Source organism: Candidatus Burkholderia verschuerenii (assembly GCF_001189365.1).
GTDB lineage: Bacteria > Pseudomonadota > Gammaproteobacteria > Burkholderiales > Burkholderiaceae > Caballeronia > Caballeronia verschuerenii.
The window spans coordinates 1-20,311 of record NZ_LFJJ01000053.1 but is presented as its reverse complement, the minus strand read 5'-3'; the positions used below and the strand labels follow the sequence as shown (position 1 = coordinate 20,311).

Annotated in this window: 24 protein-coding genes and 3 pseudogenes; 8 read left to right on the top strand and 19 right to left on the bottom strand. The window is 61.8% G+C overall.

Annotated elements, in window-relative coordinates; translation table 11 throughout:
- Positions 1-108 precede the first annotated feature (108 nt).
- The 4 genes and pseudogenes from BVER_RS12075 to BVER_RS30090 all read left to right on the top strand — a co-directional run bounded on the left by BVER_RS12075 (position 109) and on the right by BVER_RS30090 (position 2,745).
- A pseudogene (locus BVER_RS12075) lies at positions 109-1,153 on the top strand (aldo/keto reductase).
- Positions 1,154-1,263: 110 nt separating this feature from the next.
- Positions 1,264-1,877, top strand: a pseudogene (locus BVER_RS12070) (LysE family translocator).
- 296 nt (positions 1,878-2,173) lie between these two features.
- The gene (locus BVER_RS31460) at positions 2,174-2,344 is read left to right on the top strand and encodes a hypothetical protein (RefSeq protein ID WP_157056029.1); all 171 of its coding nucleotides are present in this window, start codon (positions 2,174-2,176) and stop codon (positions 2,342-2,344) included.
- Positions 2,345-2,583: 239 nt separating this feature from the next.
- Complete coding sequence (locus BVER_RS30090; protein WP_044042785.1) at positions 2,584-2,745, top strand: DUF1328 family protein; 162 nt, start codon at positions 2,584-2,586, stop codon at positions 2,743-2,745.
- A 78-nt stretch (positions 2,746-2,823) separates the two neighbouring features.
- Here BVER_RS30090 and BVER_RS12065 read toward each other — a convergent pair whose 3' ends face one another.
- A complete protein-coding gene (locus tag BVER_RS12065) occupies positions 2,824-4,371 on the bottom strand; it encodes a UxaA family hydrolase (protein WP_050453496.1) in 1,548 nt (515 codons plus the stop codon).
- 178 nt (positions 4,372-4,549) lie between these two features.
- On the opposite strand from BVER_RS12065, the gene BVER_RS12060 reads away from it, so the two are divergent.
- Complete coding sequence (locus BVER_RS12060) at positions 4,550-5,488, top strand: SMP-30/gluconolactonase/LRE family protein (protein ID WP_050453495.1); 939 nt, start codon at positions 4,550-4,552, stop codon at positions 5,486-5,488.
- A gap of 19 nt (positions 5,489-5,507) precedes the next feature.
- Here BVER_RS12060 and BVER_RS12055 read toward each other — a convergent pair whose 3' ends face one another.
- The 14 genes and pseudogenes from BVER_RS12055 to BVER_RS12005 form a co-directional block, all read right to left on the bottom strand.
- Positions 5,508-6,218, bottom strand: a complete 711-nt coding sequence (locus BVER_RS12055) for a GntR family transcriptional regulator (protein ID WP_198155231.1) — start codon at positions 6,216-6,218, stop codon at positions 5,508-5,510.
- An 89-nt stretch (positions 6,219-6,307) separates the two neighbouring features.
- On the bottom strand, positions 6,308-6,766 hold the full coding sequence (locus BVER_RS12050; protein ID WP_232316509.1) for a RidA family protein: 459 nt from the start codon (positions 6,764-6,766) through the stop codon (positions 6,308-6,310).
- On the bottom strand, positions 6,763-7,527 hold the full coding sequence (locus BVER_RS12045; protein WP_050453494.1) for an SDR family NAD(P)-dependent oxidoreductase: 765 nt from the start codon (positions 7,525-7,527) through the stop codon (positions 6,763-6,765). The genes BVER_RS12050 and BVER_RS12045 overlap by 4 nt, the downstream gene beginning before the upstream one ends.
- 26 nt (positions 7,528-7,553) lie before the next feature.
- Positions 7,554-7,964: a hypothetical protein gene (locus tag BVER_RS32520; RefSeq protein ID WP_198155230.1), complete on the bottom strand. Its 411-nt coding sequence runs from the start codon at positions 7,962-7,964 to the stop codon at positions 7,554-7,556.
- Positions 7,939-8,244: a hypothetical protein gene (locus BVER_RS32515; protein WP_198155229.1), complete on the bottom strand. Its 306-nt coding sequence runs from the start codon at positions 8,242-8,244 to the stop codon at positions 7,939-7,941. The genes BVER_RS32520 and BVER_RS32515 overlap by 26 nt, the downstream gene beginning before the upstream one ends.
- Before the next feature lie 6 nt (positions 8,245-8,250).
- Positions 8,251-8,649 carry an LLM class flavin-dependent oxidoreductase gene (locus BVER_RS32510; RefSeq protein WP_198155228.1) on the bottom strand — a complete coding sequence of 133 codons (399 nt, stop codon included), beginning with the start codon at positions 8,647-8,649 and terminating at the stop codon, positions 8,251-8,253.
- 72 nt (positions 8,650-8,721) lie between these two features.
- Complete coding sequence (locus BVER_RS12035; protein ID WP_050453493.1) at positions 8,722-9,219, bottom strand: flavin reductase family protein; 498 nt, start codon at positions 9,217-9,219, stop codon at positions 8,722-8,724.
- A gap of 106 nt (positions 9,220-9,325) precedes the next feature.
- Positions 9,326-10,477: a porin gene (locus tag BVER_RS12030; protein ID WP_050453492.1), complete on the bottom strand. Its 1,152-nt coding sequence runs from the start codon at positions 10,475-10,477 to the stop codon at positions 9,326-9,328.
- A 118-nt stretch (positions 10,478-10,595) separates the two neighbouring features.
- Positions 10,596-10,829, bottom strand: a complete 234-nt coding sequence (locus tag BVER_RS35210; RefSeq protein ID WP_269750760.1) for an SDR family oxidoreductase — start codon at positions 10,827-10,829, stop codon at positions 10,596-10,598.
- Positions 10,768-11,358 carry an SDR family NAD(P)-dependent oxidoreductase gene (locus tag BVER_RS12025; protein WP_269750759.1) on the bottom strand — a complete coding sequence of 197 codons (591 nt, stop codon included), beginning with the start codon at positions 11,356-11,358 and terminating at the stop codon, positions 10,768-10,770. The genes BVER_RS35210 and BVER_RS12025 overlap by 62 nt, the downstream gene beginning before the upstream one ends.
- A 35-nt stretch (positions 11,359-11,393) precedes the next feature.
- A pseudogene (locus tag BVER_RS12020) lies at positions 11,394-12,108 on the bottom strand (amino acid ABC transporter ATP-binding protein).
- On the bottom strand, positions 12,105-12,761 hold the full coding sequence (locus BVER_RS12015; RefSeq protein WP_050453491.1) for an amino acid ABC transporter permease: 657 nt from the start codon (positions 12,759-12,761) through the stop codon (positions 12,105-12,107). The pseudogene BVER_RS12020 and the gene BVER_RS12015 overlap by 4 nt, the downstream one beginning before the upstream one ends.
- A 2-nt stretch (positions 12,762-12,763) precedes the next feature.
- Positions 12,764-13,426 (bottom strand): amino acid ABC transporter permease, encoded by a 663-nt coding sequence (locus tag BVER_RS12010; protein WP_050453490.1) that lies wholly within the window; start codon positions 13,424-13,426, stop codon positions 12,764-12,766.
- Between the two features lie 40 nt (positions 13,427-13,466).
- Positions 13,467-14,288 carry a transporter substrate-binding domain-containing protein gene (locus BVER_RS12005; protein ID WP_198155227.1) on the bottom strand — a complete coding sequence of 274 codons (822 nt, stop codon included), beginning with the start codon at positions 14,286-14,288 and terminating at the stop codon, positions 13,467-13,469.
- 336 nt (positions 14,289-14,624) lie between these two features.
- On the opposite strand from BVER_RS12005, the gene BVER_RS12000 reads away from it, so the two are divergent.
- Genes BVER_RS12000 through BVER_RS11995 form a run of 3 tightly spaced genes read left to right on the top strand, consistent with a single transcriptional unit; the run spans position 14,625 to position 15,951 of the window.
- Positions 14,625-15,443: an SMP-30/gluconolactonase/LRE family protein gene (locus BVER_RS12000; protein ID WP_502255024.1), complete on the top strand. Its 819-nt coding sequence runs from the start codon at positions 14,625-14,627 to the stop codon at positions 15,441-15,443.
- Complete coding sequence (locus BVER_RS36650; protein WP_502255025.1) at positions 15,350-15,556, top strand: SMP-30/gluconolactonase/LRE family protein; 207 nt, start codon at positions 15,350-15,352, stop codon at positions 15,554-15,556. Before BVER_RS12000 ends, BVER_RS36650 begins: the two co-directional genes overlap by 94 nt.
- Before the next feature lie 41 nt (positions 15,557-15,597).
- Complete coding sequence (locus tag BVER_RS11995; RefSeq protein WP_050453488.1) at positions 15,598-15,951, top strand: cupin domain-containing protein; 354 nt, start codon at positions 15,598-15,600, stop codon at positions 15,949-15,951.
- Positions 15,952-16,012: 61 nt separating this feature from the next.
- Here BVER_RS11995 and BVER_RS11990 read toward each other — a convergent pair whose 3' ends face one another.
- From BVER_RS11990 to BVER_RS11975, 4 genes are read right to left on the bottom strand one after another with little or no spacing between them, the layout of a single operon-like run.
- Complete coding sequence (locus tag BVER_RS11990; RefSeq protein WP_050453487.1) at positions 16,013-17,536, bottom strand: amidase; 1,524 nt, start codon at positions 17,534-17,536, stop codon at positions 16,013-16,015.
- A gap of 38 nt (positions 17,537-17,574) precedes the next feature.
- Positions 17,575-18,339, bottom strand: a complete 765-nt coding sequence (locus BVER_RS11985) for an SDR family NAD(P)-dependent oxidoreductase (RefSeq protein ID WP_050453486.1) — start codon at positions 18,337-18,339, stop codon at positions 17,575-17,577.
- A gap of 45 nt (positions 18,340-18,384) precedes the next feature.
- Positions 18,385-19,035, bottom strand: a complete 651-nt coding sequence (locus tag BVER_RS11980; protein WP_050453485.1) for an ANTAR domain-containing response regulator — start codon at positions 19,033-19,035, stop codon at positions 18,385-18,387.
- 1 nt (position 19,036) lies between these two features.
- Entirely contained in the window at positions 19,037-20,200 is a 1,164-nt protein-coding gene (locus BVER_RS11975; RefSeq protein ID WP_232316508.1) for a transporter substrate-binding domain-containing protein, read from the bottom strand.
- Between the last annotated feature and the right edge of the window lie 111 nt (positions 20,201-20,311).

The following is a 20,311-nucleotide window of genomic DNA, read 5'->3' as shown; positions in this document are numbered from 1 at the left end:
AGCGCGTGAGCGTCGCGCCTGCGTGCGATCGATCATTGCGTTAGTCTCGACGCTGCATGTTCTATCGCGGTGCACACCGCTCTCTTTCCTCTCTGCAAAGGACACGCAATGGAATTTCGACATCTGGGTAAATCGGGCTTCAAGGTGCCGGTGCTGAGTCTGGGCACCGGCACGTTCGGCCGGCAAGGGCGAGCTATTCAAGGCATGGGGCGAAACGGATGTGAGCGAAGCGCGCAAGCTCGTCGACATCTGTCTGGAAGCGGGCGTGTCGATGTTCGATAGCGCCGACATCTATTCGGGCGGCGCATCGGAATCGATACTCGGCGAAGCGCTCAAAGGCCGGCGCGATCGCGCCATCATCTCGACCAAGGCGACCTTTCGCTTCGATCCGGACAATCCGAACGCGGTAGGCTCGTCGCGCTTTCATCTCATCCAGGCGGTCGATGCCGCGCTCAAACGCTTGCAGACGGACTACATCGACATCTTCCAGCTGCATGGTTTCGATGCGAAAACGCCTATCGAAGAGACGCTTTCCACGCTCGACGATCTCGTGCGCGCGGGCAAGATCCGCTATACGGGTGTGTCGAATTTTTCGGGCTGGCATCTGCAGAAGTCGCTCGATATCGCGGATCGTTACAGCTATCCGCGCTATGTCGCGAACCAGACCTACTATTCGCTGATCGGCCGCGACTACGAATGGGAACTGATGCCGCTCGGTCTCGATGCGGGCGTCGGCGCGGTGGTGTGGAGTCCGCTCGGCTGGGGACGTCTGACGGGCAAGATTCGTCGCGGCGCGCCGTTGCCGGAGACGAGCCGCCTGCACAAGACCGCGGATTTCGGGCCGCCGGTGCCGGACGAATACGTGTATAGCGTGGTCGACGCGATGGACGAGATCGCCGCCGAAACCGGCAAGACCGTGCCGCAGATCGCGCTCAACTGGCTGCTGCAACGTCCGACGGTTGCGACCGTGCTGGTCGGCGCGCGCAACGAAGAGCAGTTGCGGCAGAACCTCGGCGCGGTCGGCTGGAATCTGACGCCCGAGCAGGTGAAGAAGCTCGACGACGCAAGCATTCAGCGGCCCGCGTATCCGTATTGGCATCAGCAGGGATTCGGCGAACGTAATCCGTTCCCGGCGTGGTCGATGCCTGAATAAGCGCGTATCGGTCTGACCGTACCGGAATCATCTCTTTTGATTGTATTGGTACTGTACAGACCGAACCTCTTACACTTGGCGCATCGGTCTTCGTTTATTCTGCTTGCGCCATGCCCATCATGCTCCTCGACGCCCTTCCCGCCGCCGCACTGTTCGCGCTCGCCACGAGCATTACGCCCGGTCCCAACAACACCATGCTGCTGGCATCTGGCGTGAACTTCGGCCTGAAGCGCACGGTGCCGCATGTGCTCGGTATCAGCGCCGGCGTGGCCTTGCTGATGCTCGCCGTGGTCTCGGTCTCGCGCAGGCGTTCGAGCGCTTTCCGTGGCTCTATACGGTGCTCGAAACGGCCAGCGTCGTCTATCTGCTTTATCTCGCGTGGAAGATCGGCACGTCGTCGACCGTGCAGATGCGCGAAGGCGAGCGCCGTCCGATGCGCTTTCACGAAGCGTTTGCGTTTCAGTGGATCAATCCCAAAGCGTGGATGATGGTGCTCACCGCTGCGTCCACGATTCATTTGCACACGAGTCTTTCGCTCAACGCCGCGCTGATGGCGTGCGTGTTCGTCGTGATCGGGCTGCCGTGCATTCTCGCGTGGGCCGCGTTCGGCATGTCGCTGCGGCGCTTTCTCGCCAATCCGCGCGTGCTGCGAGCGTTCAACGTGACGATGGCGGTGCTGCTGATCGCGTCGCTCTATCCGATCGTCGCGCACTTTTTCGCGTGACGTCGCCGCGCATCGCGCGAAACGTCTGATTGTTTTTTTTAGCACCTTTTTCGCGCAGCCGGACCGGTGCATACTGGGCCTCACGCGCCGGCCCGCAAAACACACGCTCCTGTTTATCGACGGGAACCGCGTCGCCTTTTCGCCCATCCGGTCTTGTCCATCATTGCCGCTCGCAGGCCGCCGTCCGGCCTGAGCGTATTTCGTAGCGGCTTTCATCCAGCGCGTACGTGCCTTGCTTGCTCGTTGGTTCGCGTCGATTTTCGGCGCGGCTTTGAAATCCGTTCAAGGAGTACGCCATGTCTGGAGCCAATCGCCCATCCGGTCCCGCCACGCGCAAATCCCTAGATTTAGCCGATCAGATCGAGCGCGATGAGCTGGAGAACAATCTGCCGGATGCGCTCAGTAACATCGACGACGAAGACGACTTCGACGACGACACCGACTCCGATAGCAGCCTTAGGCGTTAGCCTCGACGAGTAACACGACGGCGCGTTCGAGGAAACGCGCCCAAGCGCCGCAATGCTTCTTTTAAAGGGCTTTGCGGCGTTTTTTATCGTCTGCAGGTGAAACGTTTGGCGGGATTTTGTGCGCCCTGGGCACAGCGGTTGCTTTGATGGGATTCGTCCGCGCGCAGCAAGACGCGCGACATTGACCCGACGCGTGGTCAGCGCGTCGCATCATTCAACTTTATGGAGTGGGAGACCACATGCTTCGTTATGCAGCCATATTTTTCATCATCGCGATCATCGCGGCCGTGTTCGGCTTCGGCGGCATTGCGACGGGCGCGGCGGAAATCGCCAAGATCCTGTTCTTCATCTTTATCGTGATCTTTCTCGCTACGTTGCTGCTCGGCGTGTTCAGACGATGACGCGTATCGCCTGACGTGCGATGCATAAAAAAAGCGCGGCTATCCGCGCTTTTTTTATGGGTCACGCGCACTGCTGCTTCAACTCATGATGCCGATCTGCCAAGGCACGAACTCGTGATCGCCGAGTCCGAGCAATTCGCTCCTGGTCCGTTTGCCCGATGCGGTTTCAAGCAGCGCATCGAAAATGGCTTGCCCCATGCTGTCGATGGTCGCGTCGCCATCGAGGATCGCGCCGCAATTCAGGTCCATGTCTTCGCTCAGGCGCCGATACATCGCCGTGTTGGTGGCGAGCTTGATCGACGGCACGGGCTTTGCGCCGAACATCGATCCGCGTCCTGTCGTGAACGCGATAAGATTCGCGCCGCCCGCAATCTGCCCCGTCGCCGACACCGGATCGAAGCCGGGCGTATCCATGAAAACGAGGCCGTTCTGCGTGACCGGCTGTGCGTAGCGATACACCTCCATCAACGGCGTGGTGCCGCCTTTCATCGACGAGCCGATCGACTTTTCGAATATGTTCGCGAGGCCGCCGACCTGATTGCCGGGACTTACTTTTCCGTTGATCTGCACGTCGCGGCCGACGGAATATTCTTCCTTCCACCAGCGAATGCGATCGACGAGCTTCTCGCCCACCGCGCGACTCGCCGCGCGGCACGTCAGCGTATGTTCGACGCCGTAGACTTCGGGCGTCTCCGAGAGAATCGCCGTGCCGCCATGACGCACGAGAATGTCCATCGCGGCGCCGAGCGCCGGATTCGCGCTGATCGACGAAAAGCCGTCCGAGCCGCCGCATTGCAGACCGATCTTCAGATGGCTCGCATCGACGGTGCCGTGCGATACATCGTTTGCGCGCGGCAACAGCGCCTTCACCGTTTCGATGCCCGCCTCGATGGTCTTGCGTGTGCCGCCCGACTCCTGCATCACGAAGGTATGCAGACGCGAGTTCGCGCCCATGCCTTCCTGATCGAGCAATCCTTGCAGTTGATTGCGCTCGCAGCCGAGCCCGACGATCAGCGCCGCCGCGAGATTGGCGTGACGCGCGTAACCGGCCATCGTGCAGCGCAACAACTGCATCGGCTCGCCGCTCATCTCCATGCCGCAGCCGATCGAATGACTGAACGCGACCACGCCGTCGACGTTGGGATACTCCGCGAGACGCTCGGGCGTGAACCATTCGGCGATCTTGTGCACGACGGTCGCGGAACAATTCACGGTGGACAGAATGCCGATGTAGTTGCGCGTCGCCACGCTGCCATCCGCGCGCACGATGCCCTGAAACGTCGCGCGCTGCGATGAGGGCAGCAACTCGACCGCGCGATAGTCGCGGCCATGCGCGTAATCGCGATCGAAATCGCGGAACTCGACATTGTGTCCGTGAACCAGTGTGCCGGCCGGAATATCCGTCGCGGCAAAGCCGATCACGACGTTGTACTTGCGAATCGGCTCGCCCTGACGGATCGCGCGCGCGGCGATCTTGTAGCCTGCCGCGACCTGACTGCGGCTCACGAAATCCTCCGCATCCACGCGCGTGCCGATCGCCACATCGGTACGCGCGATCACGACGTTATCGCCGGAATGCAGACGAATCACCGGGCCGGCGACACGCTTTTCGGACTGCTCGATCATGGGAAATTCTCGTTGTTTCGACGGATAGGCGCGGCGAGCACGCGTGCTTTTATGACTCGCCCTGCCCATGATACGAATCGGGGATTTGCTATGGCTTGCTTGAGAATCAAGAATTTTTATCGTCCGGAGGCTTAATCTGCGGGCTCCGAACACGTCGAAAAAATCAGGAGACGATCCCATGTGGCAACAGACCGAACGCTATCCCGACCCGCGCGTGATCTCGCTCGATCCGTCTTTCGATCGCTATCGTGTGAACTTTTCGGCGGTCGAGCGGCTTGCAACGGGCTTTCGGTTTATCGAAGGTCCGGTGTATTTCGGCGACGCGCGATGCCTGTTGTTCAGCGATATTCCGAACAACCGCATCCTGCGGTGGGACGAAGAAACTGGCTCGGTCGGCGTGTATCGCGCGCAATCGAACTATGCGAACGGCAATACGCGCGATCGTCAGGGACGGTTGATTACCTGCGAGCATGGACGGCGGATTACGCGCACGGAGTACGACGGGCGCGTCACGGTGCTGATGGATTCGTTCGATGGCAAGCCGCTCAACTCGCCGAACGACGTGGTGGTCGCATCGGACGATTCGATCTGGTTCACCGATCCGCCGATGGGCATCTGGGGCCATTACGAAGGCAACAAGGCCGAGCCGGAACTTCCGCATTCGATCTATCGCATCGATGGCAAGACGGGCGAAGCTAGTCTCGTCACCGCGGAACTCAAAGGTCCGAATGGCCTATGTTTCTCGCCCGACGAAAAGCTGCTCTACGTGACCGAATCGCGCGGCGTGCCGAACAAGCTCATTCATGTCTATGATGTGTTGGACGACCGTCGCGGCATCGGCCGGGGACGCGTGTTTTATGACGCCGGCGCGGGCACCGTCGATGGCATTCGCCTCGACATTGACGGCAATCTGTGGTGCGGCTGGGGCATGGGCAACGACGAACTCGACGGCGTGATGGTGTTGTCGCCTGCGGGGAAGCTGATCGGGCGCATCGCGCTACCCGAGCGATGCGCGAATATCTGCTTCGGCGGGCCGAAGCGGAATCGGTTGTTTATGGCGGCGTCGCAGTCGCTTTATGCGGTGTATGTGAATACGCAGGGCGTGGTGGGCGGGTGACGGGATATGCCCTGTTCGACTACGTGGCCGGGGTTTCCGAAGCCACTCGCTCGATAAACCGTTCGGCCGCGAGCGTAAAGGACTGACGCCAGATACGCTCGGCGGCCGTGAAATCCTTCTCCTTCAACGCCTTCGCCAGCGCGTCGATGCGTTCTTCGGCGTCCTTCTCGCGGTCCGTGTAGGACATCTTCAGCAGGTTGTTGAAGCGGATGACTTCGGCCGTCAACTCCTCGAAATAGCGCGCGGTCTTGTCGAGATTGCTCGCCTTGACGATGGCGTCCTGAAACTCGAGGTGGTTGTCGATGGACGCTTCCTGGTCGGACTCCTTCGCGAAGCGCAGCGCATTGCGCGCCAAGCGCTCCAGATTGCGAATGACGGCGCCGGTCAGCAACTCGGGCTTCTTCGCCAGCGCGCCGAGCGCGATCGCGCCCAACGCCGAGCGCAGCGCGTAGACCTCGAGAATATTCTCCGGGTTGATCTCCGCGACGACGGCCCCGCGATTCGGCCGCACCTCCACGAAACCTTCGCGGCTCAGGCGCTTCAGCGCTTCGCGCACCGGATGCCGCGAGACGTTCAACTGATCCGTCAGGCGCGCTTCGATCAGGCGCGTGCCCGGCGTCAGGCGACCGGAAACGATCGCGTCGCGGATCTGTTGCGCAGCATATTCCACGCTATCCAGCGCAGACTTCGGTACCAGTCCACCGAACTCCGCCTTTGTCTTGGTCGCCACCGGCAATCACCCCAGAAATGTTGACAATCGACATTATAAGGGAGTAATCGCCGTGTCAGAAATGCGAACGACGGGGCCGTCGCGCCACCTCAAAGCGAGATGGTGATCCGTTCCTGCTGCTGATCGCCCGCGCCCTTGTAGGCCGTGATCTCGATCTCGAACAGATACTCCGGGCCACCCAGCGGCGAGCACGTCACGCAGCTCGCCGGATCGATACCGCGAAAACGCTCGCCGATGAACGCCATCACCTCGGGCACATCCGACTGACGCGGAATGAACACGCGCGAACGCACGACATCCTTGAGCGTCGCGCCGACCGAGGCCAGCGCGCCTTCGACATTCCTGAACGCCTGTTCGGCCTGACCGACCGCCGTCTCCGGCATCTTGCGCGTCTTGTAATCGCGCCCGGCGGTCAGCGGCATGAACACCCAGTTATCCAGCACGACCACGCGCGAATAGCTTTCGCGGTCTTCGAGAATGCTGCCCGACTTCACTTTCGTAATTTGCGTCATCTGATTGTCCTTCGATACTTCGTTGATTGAGTTCAACTCCAACCGCCATCGACGACGAAGTTCTGCGCGCTGCACATGCGGCTATCGTCGGAGGCGAGCCACAGCGCCATGCGCGCGACGTCGTCGGGCATGACGAGATCCTTGAGACACTGACGGCGCGCGATTTCCGCCTTGCCTTCTTCATCGACCCATAGATCGAGCTGACGCTGCGTCATGATCCAGCCGGGAATGAGCGTATTCACGCGCACGTTGTGCTGGCCGAGATCGCGCGCGAGACCGCGCGTGAGCCCTTCGATGCCCGCTTTCGCGGCGGTATAGATCGGCATGCCGCCGAGTCCCACATGCCAGCTGAAGGAGCCGACATTGATGATCGATCCCTCATCGCGCCGGATCATCCCCGGCACGACCGCTTGCGCGCAAAAGAACAGATGCCGCAGATTCAACGCGATGCGCTCGTCCCAGTACTCGACCGACACGCTCTCCAGCGTATGACGCTCGTCGTGCGCGGCGTTGTTCACGACCACGTCGATATCGCCGTGCGTCGCGATATGCTGCTCGATCGCGGCCTTCACCGCGCCGACATCGCGCAGATCGACTTGCAGAAACACCGGCTTGTGCAGGCCCTTTTGATCGAGCTTCTCGAGCAGCGCATGCGCCGCCGCCGCATCGCGTTCGATGAACACCACGCGCGCGCCCTGCAAATAAAACTGCTCCACGTGCGATGCGCCGATGCCGCCGCCACCGCCCGTCACCAGCACATGCCGGCCTTCGAGACTCGGATATCGTGCGAACTTCATGATTCTTCTCCCTGAGTGGCCGACGTTCAATGCTCGACGGCGACGCGCTTGCCCAGACGTCCCTGACCGATGTTCTCGATCGGACCGACTTCCTTCTCGACCAGCGGCAGCACCTTGGTGACGAACAGTTCCATCGAACGATGCGCGCGCTTGAGCGGCATGCAGCCGAACTGGAAGTTGCAAGCGTAGTGAGTCGGATCGAGCTGGCGGATATCCTTCACGACGCGCTCCGCCACTTCCTCGACGGTGCCGCACAGCGTATTCGCCGCGTATTGCTCGATGCTTTGCTCGCCCTTGAACGGCTCGTCGGCGATAAAGCTGCCTTCCATCGGCAGGTCGTTGAAACGCAGATGGTTCGCCATGCGGCCGACATAACGCGCGCGTTCGCCTGCTTCCAGTGCTTCCTCGCGGCTATCGGTGACGTGCACGTATTGCATGACGGAGAGCGGCTTGCTCTTCGGATCGACGCTGATCGACGCCCAGTTCTGATCGAAGCTGATCGACCATCTTGTAGAGCACCGGCGAGCCGAGCGTGCTGGCCGCGAGGAACGGCGTGGCGTTCGTGTGCTTGATGCGTTCGAGCAAGGCCGGCTGGCTCGTCGTCATGTAGACGGGCGGCATCGGTGATTGCACCGGACGCACCGCGAAGGTCGAGCGCGGCACCTTGAAGTACTTGCCGTCGGCTTCGACTTCGCCGTGCATCAGCACGCTTTCCACCGCGTTCTAGTATTCGAGGAACATCTCGACCTTCTCTTCGATCGGCAGACGGAAGCGCTCGAATTCGAACTGCTGATAACCCGTGCCCACGCCGATCACCGCGCGTCCTTCCGATTGCACGTCCAGCAGCGCGATTTCCTGGGCGACGCGAATCGGGTTGTACAGCGGCAGCACGATCACGCCCGTGCCCAGCTTGATGCGCTTGGTCCAGCCCCCCGCGTACGACGCCATCATCAGCGGCGATGCGCACATCGAGTAATTGCAGAAGTGGTGCTCCGCGAACCACGCGATATCGAAGCCGAGTTCCTCGGCGCCCTGCACCATCGCCTTCGTGTCCTTCATCACGCCGGCCGTGCCTTCGGGATGGTCGCGCAGGGTCATCAGGCTGAAAATTCCAAACTTCATGAGCTTCTCCTTACTACGGTGATATTCAAATTGCGTGCAGTACGCGCCGGCTTCGGCGCGCGATGAAACCGATCAGGCGCCGAGCGCGAGCGCACTCGCATAAGCGCCGTTCTGATAGATGAGCGGGCTGACTTCGTCGGCGAAACGCACTTCGCTGACTTCGCCGATCACGACGACATGCGTGCCGAACTCGACCGTCTGACGCACCGTGCATTGCAGCGTGGCTTGCGCATCGGCGAGATAAGGAATGTCGGAGGCGTCGCGCTGCCAGTCGCCGACGCCGAAGCGCGCATCGCCCTTCAACTTGCCGCCGAACGCGCTCGATACATCCACATGCGTATGGCCGAGCACGTTCACGTTGAAGCGCCCCGCCGCCATCAACGGCTTGATGACCGACGACGAAGCGTTCAGGCAGACCACCATCGAGCACGGCTCCGTGGAGAGCGACGTGACCGCCGTCGCGGCCATGCCGAACCAGCTTCCCTCATGCGTGCAACTGATCACGCTGACGCTGGCGGCCAGCCTGCGCATGCATTGACGAAAATCCTGGGAAAGGTCTTGGGTTGTCATGGCCGTGCTCGAATCAAGGTTGGTTGATTGTTCCAATATTGAGGATTATCTACAATATGTCAAACGAAGATTGCTTGTGTGTCCGGCACTTGCGACACGCAGTCCGTCAGAAACGATGCATCAGGCCCACGCGATACACCATCTGGTTGCCCGACGACGACGCGCCCGCCGAACCCACAATCTGCGCCTGATCGAAGCCCGTGCCGGTGTTACCGTTGGCGTGCTGCCACGCGCCCTGCACGTAGGCCGAGGTGCGCTTGCTGAGCGCGTAATCGACCATCAGCGCGACCTGATGCCAGTCCGGGCTGTTCGATCCCGTGGCGGTTTTGAAGCTCGATGTCGTGTACGTATAGGACGCGGCCGCCGACAGCGCGGGCGTGAAGAAGTACTGGCCGTTCAGCTCGAAGTTGTCGAAGCGCCACGAACGCCAGTTCTGCGTGCCGGGGTTCGACACATACGCGCTCGACAGCGGATCTTCCACGAGCACATGCGAATAGGCGAACGCGATGTTCGCGTTGTTCGCGAAAGTCCAGCGCACTGCCGCGCCGAGATTGCGTTGCGATGCCGCGACAAAGAGATTGTCGTTGCCGACCGCGCCGCCGGTCATGTTGCCCGGATTGTCGGTGCGCACGTACGCGACCGCCGCCGAGAGGCCGCCCATCGTGTATGTCAGGCCCGCGCTGTACGAGCGGTTGTTCTTGAAGCCGCCCGCTTCGTTGCTGAAGCCGTACATCGCTTCCGCTTGCAGGCCGCGATACGACGGCGACACGTATTTCACCGAATTGTTGGTGCGGTAATCCCAGTCGGCGTTGTCGTTATCGAACGGATGCGCCGACAAATCGCCGATCGACCAGCCCGCCGCCGCGAACGGGCTCCACATGTCGAGCATCGCGTCGTACTGACGGCCGAGCGTCAGCGTGCCGAGCTTGTCCGAACTCAGGCCGACATAGGCCTGACGGTCAAACTCGCGGCCACCCTGACCCAGCGTGCCGGTGAACGCGTTGAAGCCGTTTTCCAGCTTGAAAATCGCCTTCAGGCCGCCGCCCAGGTCTTCGCTGCCGCGCAGGCCCCAGCGGCTCGCGTTGGCATCGCCGCTGACCATCTGGAAGCCGGAATGGCCGCCCGCGTTGGTCGTGTAATTCAGGCCGCTATCGATCACGCCGAACAACGTGACGCTGCTTTGCGCGTGCGCGGATGCGCCGAGCGCCGACAGCGCGCAGGCAAAAACGAACTTCCCCTTCAAGTGTTGCTTGTTCATATAGTTTTATATCGTCGATTAGTTTGACCGCCCGTCTTACCAGAACTTGACGATAATCTACAATCTGAGCGGACGTGCGAGCCTCCAAATACCCGCGTGCGTCCGCCGTCCTACCGAATCAAAGGCTGATACCACCGTCGATGATGATCGTCTGGCCGGTCATCATGCGCGCGCCGAAGCCGAGATACAGGATCGATTCCGCGACATCGCCGGGCGTGGCCCAGCGCTTGAGCGGCGTCTTTTCGATGGATTCGGTCTTGTGCTCTTCGGTCCAGCCGATGCCCCACGAGCTATCGACGACGCCCGGCGCGACCGCGTTCACGCGCACGTTCGGCGCGAGCGCGCGCGACAGGTTTTTCGTCAGATTGATGACGCCCGCTTTCGCCGCGCTTGTAGCACAGCGTGCTCGCAACCGATCCGAAGCCCGCGATGGACGCCGTATTGACGATCGCGCCCTTCGACTCGACCAGCGCGCTCGCGGCGACCTTCGAGCAGCGGAACACGCTCATCAGATTCGTGTTCAGCATGAACGACCAGAGGTCTTCGGTGATCGATTCGAGATCGGTCACGGGAATCGCCTTCTTCACGCCCGGCGCGCCCGCGTTGTTGACGAGCAGATCGAGTCGGCCGAGTTCGGCGATCGCCTTCGTGACCATTGATTCGACGCTGTCCGCGTTACCAACGTCGCCCGGCGCGCCGATGGCCTTGCCGCCTTCCGCGAGGATCGACTGGACCGCTTCGGGACCGCGCGGATCGCTCGGCAGGTAGTTGATGGCGACCGTCGCGCCCGAGCGCGCGAGCATGCGTGCCGTCTCCAGGCCCATGCCCGATGCGCCGCCGGTGACGAGCGCGGCGCGGTCTTTAAGGTCGAACGAAATCATGATGTTCCTTTGTGCTTGATCGAAGGTGCTGCGTGTTAAGCGAGATGCTCGCGCTGAAGGAAGCGTTGCGTCCTTTCATCGCGCGGGTTTTCGAAGAGTTGCGAGACCGTGCCGACTTCGCATACGCGCCCCGAATGCAGGAACGCGATGCGGTCGCTCGACTGCCGCGCGAACTTGATGTCGTGCGTGACGACGACCATCGTCATGCCTTCGGACTTGAGCAGGCGCATGGTGTCGAGCACTTCGCCGACGAGTTTGGGATCGAGCGCGGAGGTCACTTCGTCGAACAGCATGTATTCCGGTTCCATCGCGAGCGCGCGGGCAATCGCGAGGCGCTGCTGCTGTCCGCCCGACAGACGCGACGGCATCAAGTCGGCCTTGTCGCCCAGACCGACGTGCGAGAGATGCTTGCGCGCGATCGCCATCGCATCGGTGCGATTGCGCTTCGCGACCAGCCGCAGCGCGAGCGCCACGTTTTCCAGCGCCGTCAGATGCGGAAACGCGTTATACGACTGGAACACGATGCCGAGCTTGCGGCGCAGCTTGTTGACGTCGGTGCTCTTCGCATGCACATCGATGCCGTCGACGGTGATGGTGCCCTGCTGAATCGGCTCCAGTCCGTTGATGCACTGAAGCAGCGTCGACTTGTCCGAGCAGGCACAGCAATTCGCCCTTCTTCACATCCAGGTCGATGCCTTTGAGGATCTCGACTTCGTCGAATTTCTTATGGACCGAACGGATCTCAATCATGATGCAATGCCTTTTTGCAGATGCGCGCTGTAGCGCGAAACGGAGAAACAGATGACGAAGTAGAACAGTCCCACGCCCAGCAAGAGCGGCAGCGTTTCGTTCGTGCGCGAAATGAGGATCTGCGCCGACTTCATGAAATCGACATAGCCGACCACGCTCACCAGCGCCGTATCGCGCGTCAGACCGAGCAGCAGGCCGATCCATGCCGACAGCCCCATGCGCAGCGCGAGCGGCGCGGAGATATGCATCAGCGTCTGGAAATAGCCGATACCGAGCGACCGCGATGCGCGAACATACGCATACGGCACCGTGGACAGCGCGCCGCGCACGACTTCGGACGTGACCACGGTCATCGACGAACTCAGCACGATGATGCTCAGCCAGAACGTGCTGAACTGCGCACCCGACATCGCGATGATGCTGTTCGCGAGAATCAGCTGGATGATGAGCGGCACGCTGCGCGTCACGTCGACATAAGGCGTGGTGATCACGCGCACAACCGGCAAGGCCTGCCGCAGCCAGCCGAGCAGAATGCCGAAGAACGTGCCGATCGCGCCGGAGATGATCGAGACCAGCAGCGTGTGTCCCGCGCCTATCAACAGAAAGTTCAGGTCGGTCCAGTGAAAGCCCTGATCGGGCAAGACGAAATCCATGATCAAGCCCTCAAGGCACGGCGGAAAACGAGACGCGAACCGAACTCCACGCCTTTCGCGAGGACGTAGTAGATCGCGGCGGTCACGATGAAAAATTCGAAGCTGCGGAACGACACGGACTGCGCCGCATTGGCCGCGCCGCTCAGTTCCTTGAGTCCGATGAGCATGCCAAGCGACGAATTCAGCAGCGCCCACACGGCCTGATTGGTGAACGGGAGAATGACGTGACGGAACACCTGCGGGAAGACCACCTTGCGATACGCCTGCACCTGCGTCATGCCGAGCGAACGCGCCGCGCGAAGCTGCTGCGCGGGCACCGCCGCCAGCCCGCCGCGAAAGATCTCGGCGAGATAGCCCGCGTTATTGAACGTCAACGCGATCAGCACGGCCGCGTAGCTCGAAATATTGAGCCCGATCGCGCCGACGCCGAAGTACATCACGTAGACCTGGAACACCGTCGGCGTATTGCGCGCCGTCTCGATCCACGTCGCCGACAGCGCATTCGCGATGCCCTTCGCATTCTGCCGCGCGACCGAGAGCGGCATCGCCAGCAAGGTGCCGAAGAGCACCGACAACACGGCGATCTGCACCGTCAGCCAGATGCCCGCCGCGAGTTGCGGAATGGCGTCCCAGACGAGCGACCAGTAAAAGGTATAACCGAACACATCTCTTCCCTACAGCCTGTTCCGTGAATCGCAACCGCTTTTAATAATCTACGCCCTTGACGTTGAGCGGAGCGGGCTCGCCCGGCGCGACGTACTTGTTGTAGAGCTCCTTGTAGCGGCCCGATGCGACCTGATTCCACACGAACAGCTTCACCCATTGCAGGAACTGGTAGTCGTCGCGCTTCACCGCGATCGAATCCATGTCGTTCAGGTCGACGTTCCCCGCCACGACGAAGGTCGGGAACTTGCCGCTCTTCACCAGCAGATTCGCCGTCGACGCCGACACGAGGATCGCGTCGACCTTGCTTTGCTGGAGCGCGAGATACGCTTCGGTATCGGACGAGAAGCCGGTGTAGGTCGTCTTCGGGTCCTTCCATTCGGCGATATGGCCGTTGATGTACTGCTCCGACGACGTGCCGTTCACGCCGCCCAGCGGGTGCCCCTTCATGCCCGCGACGTTCTGGATGTTGGTGCCCTTGCGCGTCAGCAGCACCGTCACGTAGTTGATGTACGGCTGGCTGAACGCGACCGAAATGCCGCGCTGCGCGGTGTTCGTCGTCGAGGCGATCAGCACGTCGATACGGTTCGACACGAGCGCAGGAATGCGGTCCTGCGACGGCGTTTCGACGATTTCCGGCTTGGCGCCGAGCGCCTTCGCCATGTCGTAACAGTACTGCACGTCGAAGCCGTCCGGCTGATTCGCCGAGGTCCGGAAACCGGCGGGCGGCGAACCCAGCATGACGCCGCAGCGCAGCTTTTTCGACTGAATCACCGTGTCGAGCGTGGAACCATAGCTCGGCATCATCACGGCCGCGGCGGCGATCCCGGCTGCGAGACTTGCGACTGCACTGAACTTCGACATATCCATCCTTTCCCTGTAACAGCGACCGCCTGTGCTGTGTCCGCTGAATTGTTCATTCCACCGACCGGTTCGCCTTCGCGCCCCGTCCCCATTGCATTGCTTGCGCTCTGTGTGCCTACGCCCAATAACGGCCATCGAGCGATTTTCCGTAGCCGGATGCCCACGACCGCCTGCCAACCCGTCATCGCTGTCTCCTCGATTATGCAGCCGGCACGACAAAATTAAGTAGATTGTCTACAATCGTCAATTGATCAAAAATACGAACTTGACTGGCGGCGCAGCGTGCATCATGTGCCGCGCACGCCCGGCGACGGCCAAAATCCAGGGAGGAGAACCATGCAGGCTCAAGAATTCGAAGTGCACGATCCGCGTTTCCGGCGGCTCATTCAGCCGAACGCGCTGTTGCAAAAGATCACCGGCGATTGTCTGTGGACGGAAGGGCCGGTGTATCTGCCTCTGGCGGATCTGCTGGTCTGGAGCGATATCCCGAACAACCGGATGATGCGCTGGGGGCCGGGGATGGGCGTCGGCGTATTTCGCGCGCCGTCGAATTTCAGCAACGGCAACACGCTGGACCGCGAAGGCCGCATCGTCACCTGCGAGCATGGCGGGCGTCGCGTGACGCGAACGGAGCATGATGGCCGCGTCGTCGAACTGGCGTCGCGATTCGAGGGCAAGCGCTTCAATTCGCCGAACGATGTGGTCGTGGACTCGCACGGCTCGGTGTGGTTCACCGATCCCGACTACGGCATTCTCGGCGACTACGAAGGCTATCGCGCCGACAGCGAAATCGGGCGATGCAACGTCTACCGCATTTCACCAGTCGACGGTCGCGTGCATCTCGCCAGCGACGCGTTCGTCAAGCCCAACGGACTGGCGTTCTCGCCGGACGAGTCAACGCTCTATATCGCCGATTCGGGCGCGACGCACGACGAAGTCGGGCCACGCCATATCCGCGCATTCGATGTCGCGCGCGACGGCACGCTGTCGAATGCGCGCGTGTGGTCATCGAGATGCGCAGCGGCGTGCCGGACGGCTTTCGCGTCGACGAGCAAGGCAACATCTGGACGAGCGCCGATGACGGCGTGCTTTGCTACACGCCGGACGGCGCGCTGCTCGGCAAGATTCTGCTGCCCGAAGTGGTCTCCAATCTGACTTTCGGCGGCGCGGCCCGCAACACGCTGTTCATCACCGCCACGACTTCGGTGTACACGCTGCCGCTGTGCGTGCGCGGCGCGGGCGCATCGCTGCAAACAGGCCGCGCCTGAAGCGCGGGCCTCACTCGATACATCAACCGGAAAACAAGCTCATGTCGTCACTCGTTACGCTCAACACCCGTCCCGACTTCGAACCCGAACGTGGCGCACCTTCGCCCGAACGCATTCTGGCGGGGAATCCGTCGGCGCAAACATGGATTCTCGATCAGGCCGCCGAAGGCACCATTCACACCGGAATATGGGAAGCCACGCCCGGCGAAACGCGGGCGATCAAGGGCGATACGTTCGAGTTCTGCCACATCCTGTCGGGACTCGTCGAAGTGACGGAGGACGGCGGCGCGCCCGTGCGTTACGGCGCGGGGCAGAGTTTTCTGCTGAAGCCGGGGTTTGTGGGCGTGTGGAAGACGATTGAAACAGTGCGGAAGATATTCGTAGTTTGTGAGTGACGCAGGTTGGTCTTAAACGAGAGCGGATCGGGCCGGATAACCAGATCCGCTTTCCATCGCGTCAACTCCGCGATCGCGAGACCTCGTACGCATACGCATACCCTAACAACGCCGCCTCATCCCACTGCCGCCCGACAAAAATCAGCCCGAACGGCGACCCCGACGCGTAGTATCCCGCCGGCACCGCGATCCCCGGCAAGCCCGCGATATTGATCTCGCCGACCGTCGTCTCCTGAATGATGTCCGTGCCATGCAACGGCGGAAGCTCGCAGCGCATCTGCGGGAAGATCAGCGCATCGAGCCGATGCTCGCTCATCACGGCATCGAAGATCGTCAGATACCGCGCCTTCACGTCGACGAACTCGGGCATCTCGGGCGGCAACGACGGATTCGCCAACGCCGTCCGAAAATCCGCGAGGTTATGCAGATAGCGCAGCACGCCGTCAGGGCCGAACTGGTCGTCGTCTTGGGTCGCTTCGGCGAACTCCGCGAAGGTCTTGAGCGCCGCGTCCTTGCCGAGGCGTTGCAGATACTTCTCCAGATCGTAGGGAATGGATTCGAGACCGCGCGCGTCGAAATGCTCGAGTGGCGGCGTCACCTTCCGCAAGCCGGCGAAACCGGAATCCTTGAACGGATCGTCGATCAGCACCGCGCCCAAATCCGTCAACTCGCGTTTGACGCGCTCGTACAGCGCGGCGGCTTCATCCGATAGCGGCTGCGTGCGCCATCCCGCTCCGTACAGGCCGATGCGCTTCCCGCTCAACGCATCCGCTGCAAGCGCGGACGTATAACCGCCCGCCGGTTGATGCCCGACGCTGGCGAGCGTCTTCGTGTCTTCGCTCGTGTAGCCCGCGAGCACGTCGAGACACAGCGCCGCATCGCGCACGTTGCGCGCGATCGGTCCCACCACATCGCGATTGCCCGACAACGGCACGACGCCTGCATTCGGCACCAATCCGATGGTCGGCTTGATGCCGACAAGATCCTGCGCCAACGCCGGATTCTGGATCGATCCGCCCGTCTCTTCCGCGAGCCCGAGCACCGCCATGCCCGACGCCACCGCCGACGCCGTGTCCGCGCTGCTCCCGCCCGGCACGCGGTCGGGCATCGGCACGTTGATGGTCGGCTCGGCCCAGCTATCGTTCGCGTGCGATCCGGTGTGGCTCAGGATCGGCACGTTGGTCTTGCCGAGCAGAATCGCGCCCGCGCGACGCATGCGCGCGACGACCGGCGCATCGCGTTCGGGCATCAGATCGACGCCGCCACGCTTGCTATACAGCTTCGCCCAGCCTGCCGTGGTCGGAAAGCCGACCATGTCCATCGGATCCTTGATGACGACCGGCACGCCCGCGAGCGGTCCGAGCGATTCGCCGGCAGCGCGACGCGCGTCGATCGTGCGCGCGTCATCGAGCGCGTCGGGATTCAGGAAAATCAGCGCGTTGTACTTCGCGTTGTCGCGCTCGATCCTGTCGAAGCACGCGCGCGCCAGTTGCTCGGCCGTATAGGTGCCCGCTTTGAAAGCGGCCTGCACGGCCTCAACCGTAAGCGCGTCCAGATCGATGTCCATCGCACTGCCCTGTGTCATTCGATGCTCCTTTTATTCATCGTTAGGTATGCAAATCGTCAAAGCTGAACGCCGCGCGTGAGTGCGCCATCGACGACGAAATTCGCGCCGCTTACGAAGCTCGCCGCCGGACTGGCGATAAACGCCACCGCGTTGGCGATTTCCTGCGGACGGCCCATGCGTCCGGTCGGGTTCAACGCGAGCGCGCGTTCGAACAGCGCCGCATCGTTATGCTCGATCCAGTCCCAGACGCCGCCTTCGAAATACACATTGCCCGGCGACACCGTATTCGCGCGAATACCCTTCGCCGCGAGCTGATTCGCCAGCTCCTGCATGTAGTGCACGAGCGCGGCCTTGAAGACGCCGTACGGACCCGCCGCGAAATCGATCTCGCGTCCCGACACGCTCGATATCGCGACGATCGACGCCGCCTGGCTCGCTTCGAGAAACGGCATGGCGGCGTCGACCAGATGAACCGTGCCCAGCCAATCCGTCTCGAACTCCTTACGCCACGATTCGATATCGTTGCCGATCGCGAGCGCGCTCACGTTGGCCACGACGATATCGAGCCCGCCCCACGCGGCGCCCACGCGCGCGACCCACGCCTTGAGCGCCGCGCCATCCGCGACATCGACGGCCTCGCCCGATGCACGCACACCGCTCAAGTTCGCCAGCGCCTTCGCGGTCGATTCGACGGCGGCGGCATCGCGCGCGCAGATCGCGCCTTCCGCGCCTTCCGCGGCCAATGTTTGCGCGATGGCGAGTCCGATACCTTTGGTGCCGCCTGTCACGATCGCCTTCAAGCCCTTCAGTTGCAGGTCCATGTTCGCCTCTCCCGTGCGTGTCGATCAGATGAATTGACGGCGCGCTCAGTCCTTCTCGCGCCCGTCTCCGGATGCCATGCCGCGCGCGATCTGCAACACTTCGCCAGCCTGAATGACGGAGTGACAGATATCGTCGATGGTCACGCGCTTTTCCATTGCCTGCGCGCGCAGCATGTCGTACGCCTCGCGTTCGCTCACGCGATGCATGATCATCAGAATGTTTTTGGCTTCCTGCAGATGCCGGCTGTCCAACAGCTTCTGCTCGAGCTTGGCGATACGTTGCGCATGCTGCCGCGAACGCTTCGCGTGATGTAGCGCCATAACGACCGTGGACAACAGACCCGACGCGCGAATCGGCGTCATGACGATACCGTCCGCGCCGAGCTTGATCGCCTGATCGATGAAGGTCGGATTCTCGTATGCGATCACGCAGATGACGGGCGGCGCATCCGGTCCCGACCACTCGCCGGCGGGCGCGCGCTCTTCCGGCAGCAGCGCGCGAAACACCAGATCGACGCACTCGGGCAGCGTGTCCATCGGCGGCCAGCAACGCTCCACCTGAAAACCCATGCGACGCAGATGATTCGCGAGCGTCTGTCCATCGTCGTCGTCCGGATGGAAGACGAGCACGCGCGCGTTGCGCTCGAGAATGGAACTGGTGAGGCTACGCTGGCCTCGATCCGGGCGCGCGCTCACGTCAGTAATCCCGCGTGCTCAATTTCGTCACCCAGTCCCCGAGCGTCTGACGCGTCATATACGGATCGGGGCCGACCGCGAATTTCGATTCACGCAGAATGGTGAACTGGCCGTCCGCATTCGCCCGGCCGATGCGCGGATACAGCGCCATATGATGATTCACCGGATCGATACGCACACGCCCTTGCGGCGCGTTGAATTCCGAGCCGAGCAGATGCGGCATGATGGTCGCGAGCTCGTCCGAGCCCGCGCGCGCGAATGCTTCGGCAAACATGTGCATCTGATAGTACGCAGCCTCCCAGTTCATGTCTGTCGGCGTATCCGCGCCGTAACGCGACTGATGATGCGCGACCGCGCGACGATTCGCTTCCGTATCGATACTCTGAAAATACGGCGCAGCCGTGATGTGCCCGGTCGCGACGCCGCGCTTCATCGCGCGAATCTCGGTCTCCGACGTATTGAGACTGCCGATCGGCATTCTGGCCGGATCGAAGTCGGCGCGCGCGTAGGCATCGTAGAGATACGGCACGGTCTCGCCGATCACCGTGCAGAAAATCCAGTCCGGCGATTTGCGTCTGATATCCGCGACGACATGATCGAACTGCTCGCGCGTCGCGTCGAGCGACAGATAGCGTTCGCCGAGAATCGCGCCTTCGGGATGCTGCAACAGCAGTTCCTGCATCGTCCGATTGCATTCGTACGGATAGACATAGCTCGATCCGACGAAGTACACGCGCGCGCCGAAGGTCTCCGTCATGAAGTCCGCGAGCTGCACGCCGTTCTGATTCGGCGACGCGCCGCTATAGATGATGTTGTCCGAATACTCGAAGCCCTCGTACATCTGCGCATAGATCAGCAGACGGTTGTGCTTTTCGACGACGGGCAGCATGGCCTTGCGGCTCGTCGACGTATACCCGCCGAAGATGGTGTTCACGCCGTCCTTCACGATCAGCCGTTCGGCAAGCTCGCGGAACATGGCCGGATCGGAGCCTGGATCGTAATGCAGCACGACGAGTTCGCGTCCGCCGATCCCGCCCCGCGCATTGATTTCCTCGACGGCGAGGCATGCGCCGCGCCATTGAGACTGCTCTAGGTCCTGTTCACATTTAAGAGCGGCCCGAAGGCAGACACGATGGAGACAAAGGTGAGGTAGTCTGGCCTGCAAAATTGAATTTGCCGGAATGGACCCAACGACGCAGTCTGGTGCAGACGTAAACGCACATCTCAGCCAGGTCTGCAGCGCACGAGTAGAGGTTGAGGCATGACGTTGAGCTGA

Bases quoted from the DNA above. Each gene is read 5' to 3' on its own strand.
- BVER_RS31460 (WP_157056029.1), top strand. From the start codon at position 2,174: ATGTCTGGAGCCAATCGCCCATCCGGTCCCGCCACGCGCAAATCCCTA.
- BVER_RS30090 (WP_044042785.1), top strand. From the start codon at position 2,584: ATGCTTCGTTATGCAGCCATATTTTTCATCATCGCGATCATCGCGGCC.
- BVER_RS12065 (WP_050453496.1), bottom strand. From the start codon at position 4,371: ATGATCGAGCAGTCCGAAAAGCGTGTCGCCGGCCCGGTGATTCGTCTG.
- BVER_RS12060 (WP_050453495.1), top strand. From the start codon at position 4,550: ATGTGGCAACAGACCGAACGCTATCCCGACCCGCGCGTGATCTCGCTC.
- BVER_RS12045 (WP_050453494.1), bottom strand. From the start codon at position 7,527: ATGAAGTTCGCACGATATCCGAGTCTCGAAGGCCGGCATGTGCTGGTG.
- BVER_RS32520 (WP_198155230.1), bottom strand. From the start codon at position 7,964: ATGCAATACGTGCACGTCACCGATAGCCGCGAGGAAGCACTGGAAGCA.
- BVER_RS32510 (WP_198155228.1), bottom strand. From the start codon at position 8,649: ATGAAGTTTGGAATTTTCAGCCTGATGACCCTGCGCGACCATCCCGAA.
- BVER_RS12035 (WP_050453493.1), bottom strand. From the start codon at position 9,219: ATGACAACCCAAGACCTTTCCCAGGATTTTCGTCAATGCATGCGCAGG.
- BVER_RS12030 (WP_050453492.1), bottom strand. From the start codon at position 10,477: ATGAACAAGCAACACTTGAAGGGGAAGTTCGTTTTTGCCTGCGCGCTG.
- BVER_RS12025 (WP_269750759.1), bottom strand. From the start codon at position 11,358: ATGATTTCGTTCGACCTTAAAGACCGCGCCGCGCTCGTCACCGGCGGC.
- BVER_RS12015 (WP_050453491.1), bottom strand. From the start codon at position 12,761: ATGGATTTCGTCTTGCCCGATCAGGGCTTTCACTGGACCGACCTGAAC.
- BVER_RS12005 (WP_198155227.1), bottom strand. From the start codon at position 14,288: ATGTCGAAGTTCAGTGCAGTCGCAAGTCTCGCAGCCGGGATCGCCGCC.
- BVER_RS12000 (WP_502255024.1), top strand. From the start codon at position 14,625: ATGCAGGCTCAAGAATTCGAAGTGCACGATCCGCGTTTCCGGCGGCTC.
- BVER_RS11995 (WP_050453488.1), top strand. From the start codon at position 15,598: ATGTCGTCACTCGTTACGCTCAACACCCGTCCCGACTTCGAACCCGAA.
- BVER_RS11990 (WP_050453487.1), bottom strand. From the start codon at position 17,536: ATGACACAGGGCAGTGCGATGGACATCGATCTGGACGCGCTTACGGTT.
- BVER_RS11985 (WP_050453486.1), bottom strand. From the start codon at position 18,339: ATGGACCTGCAACTGAAGGGCTTGAAGGCGATCGTGACAGGCGGCACC.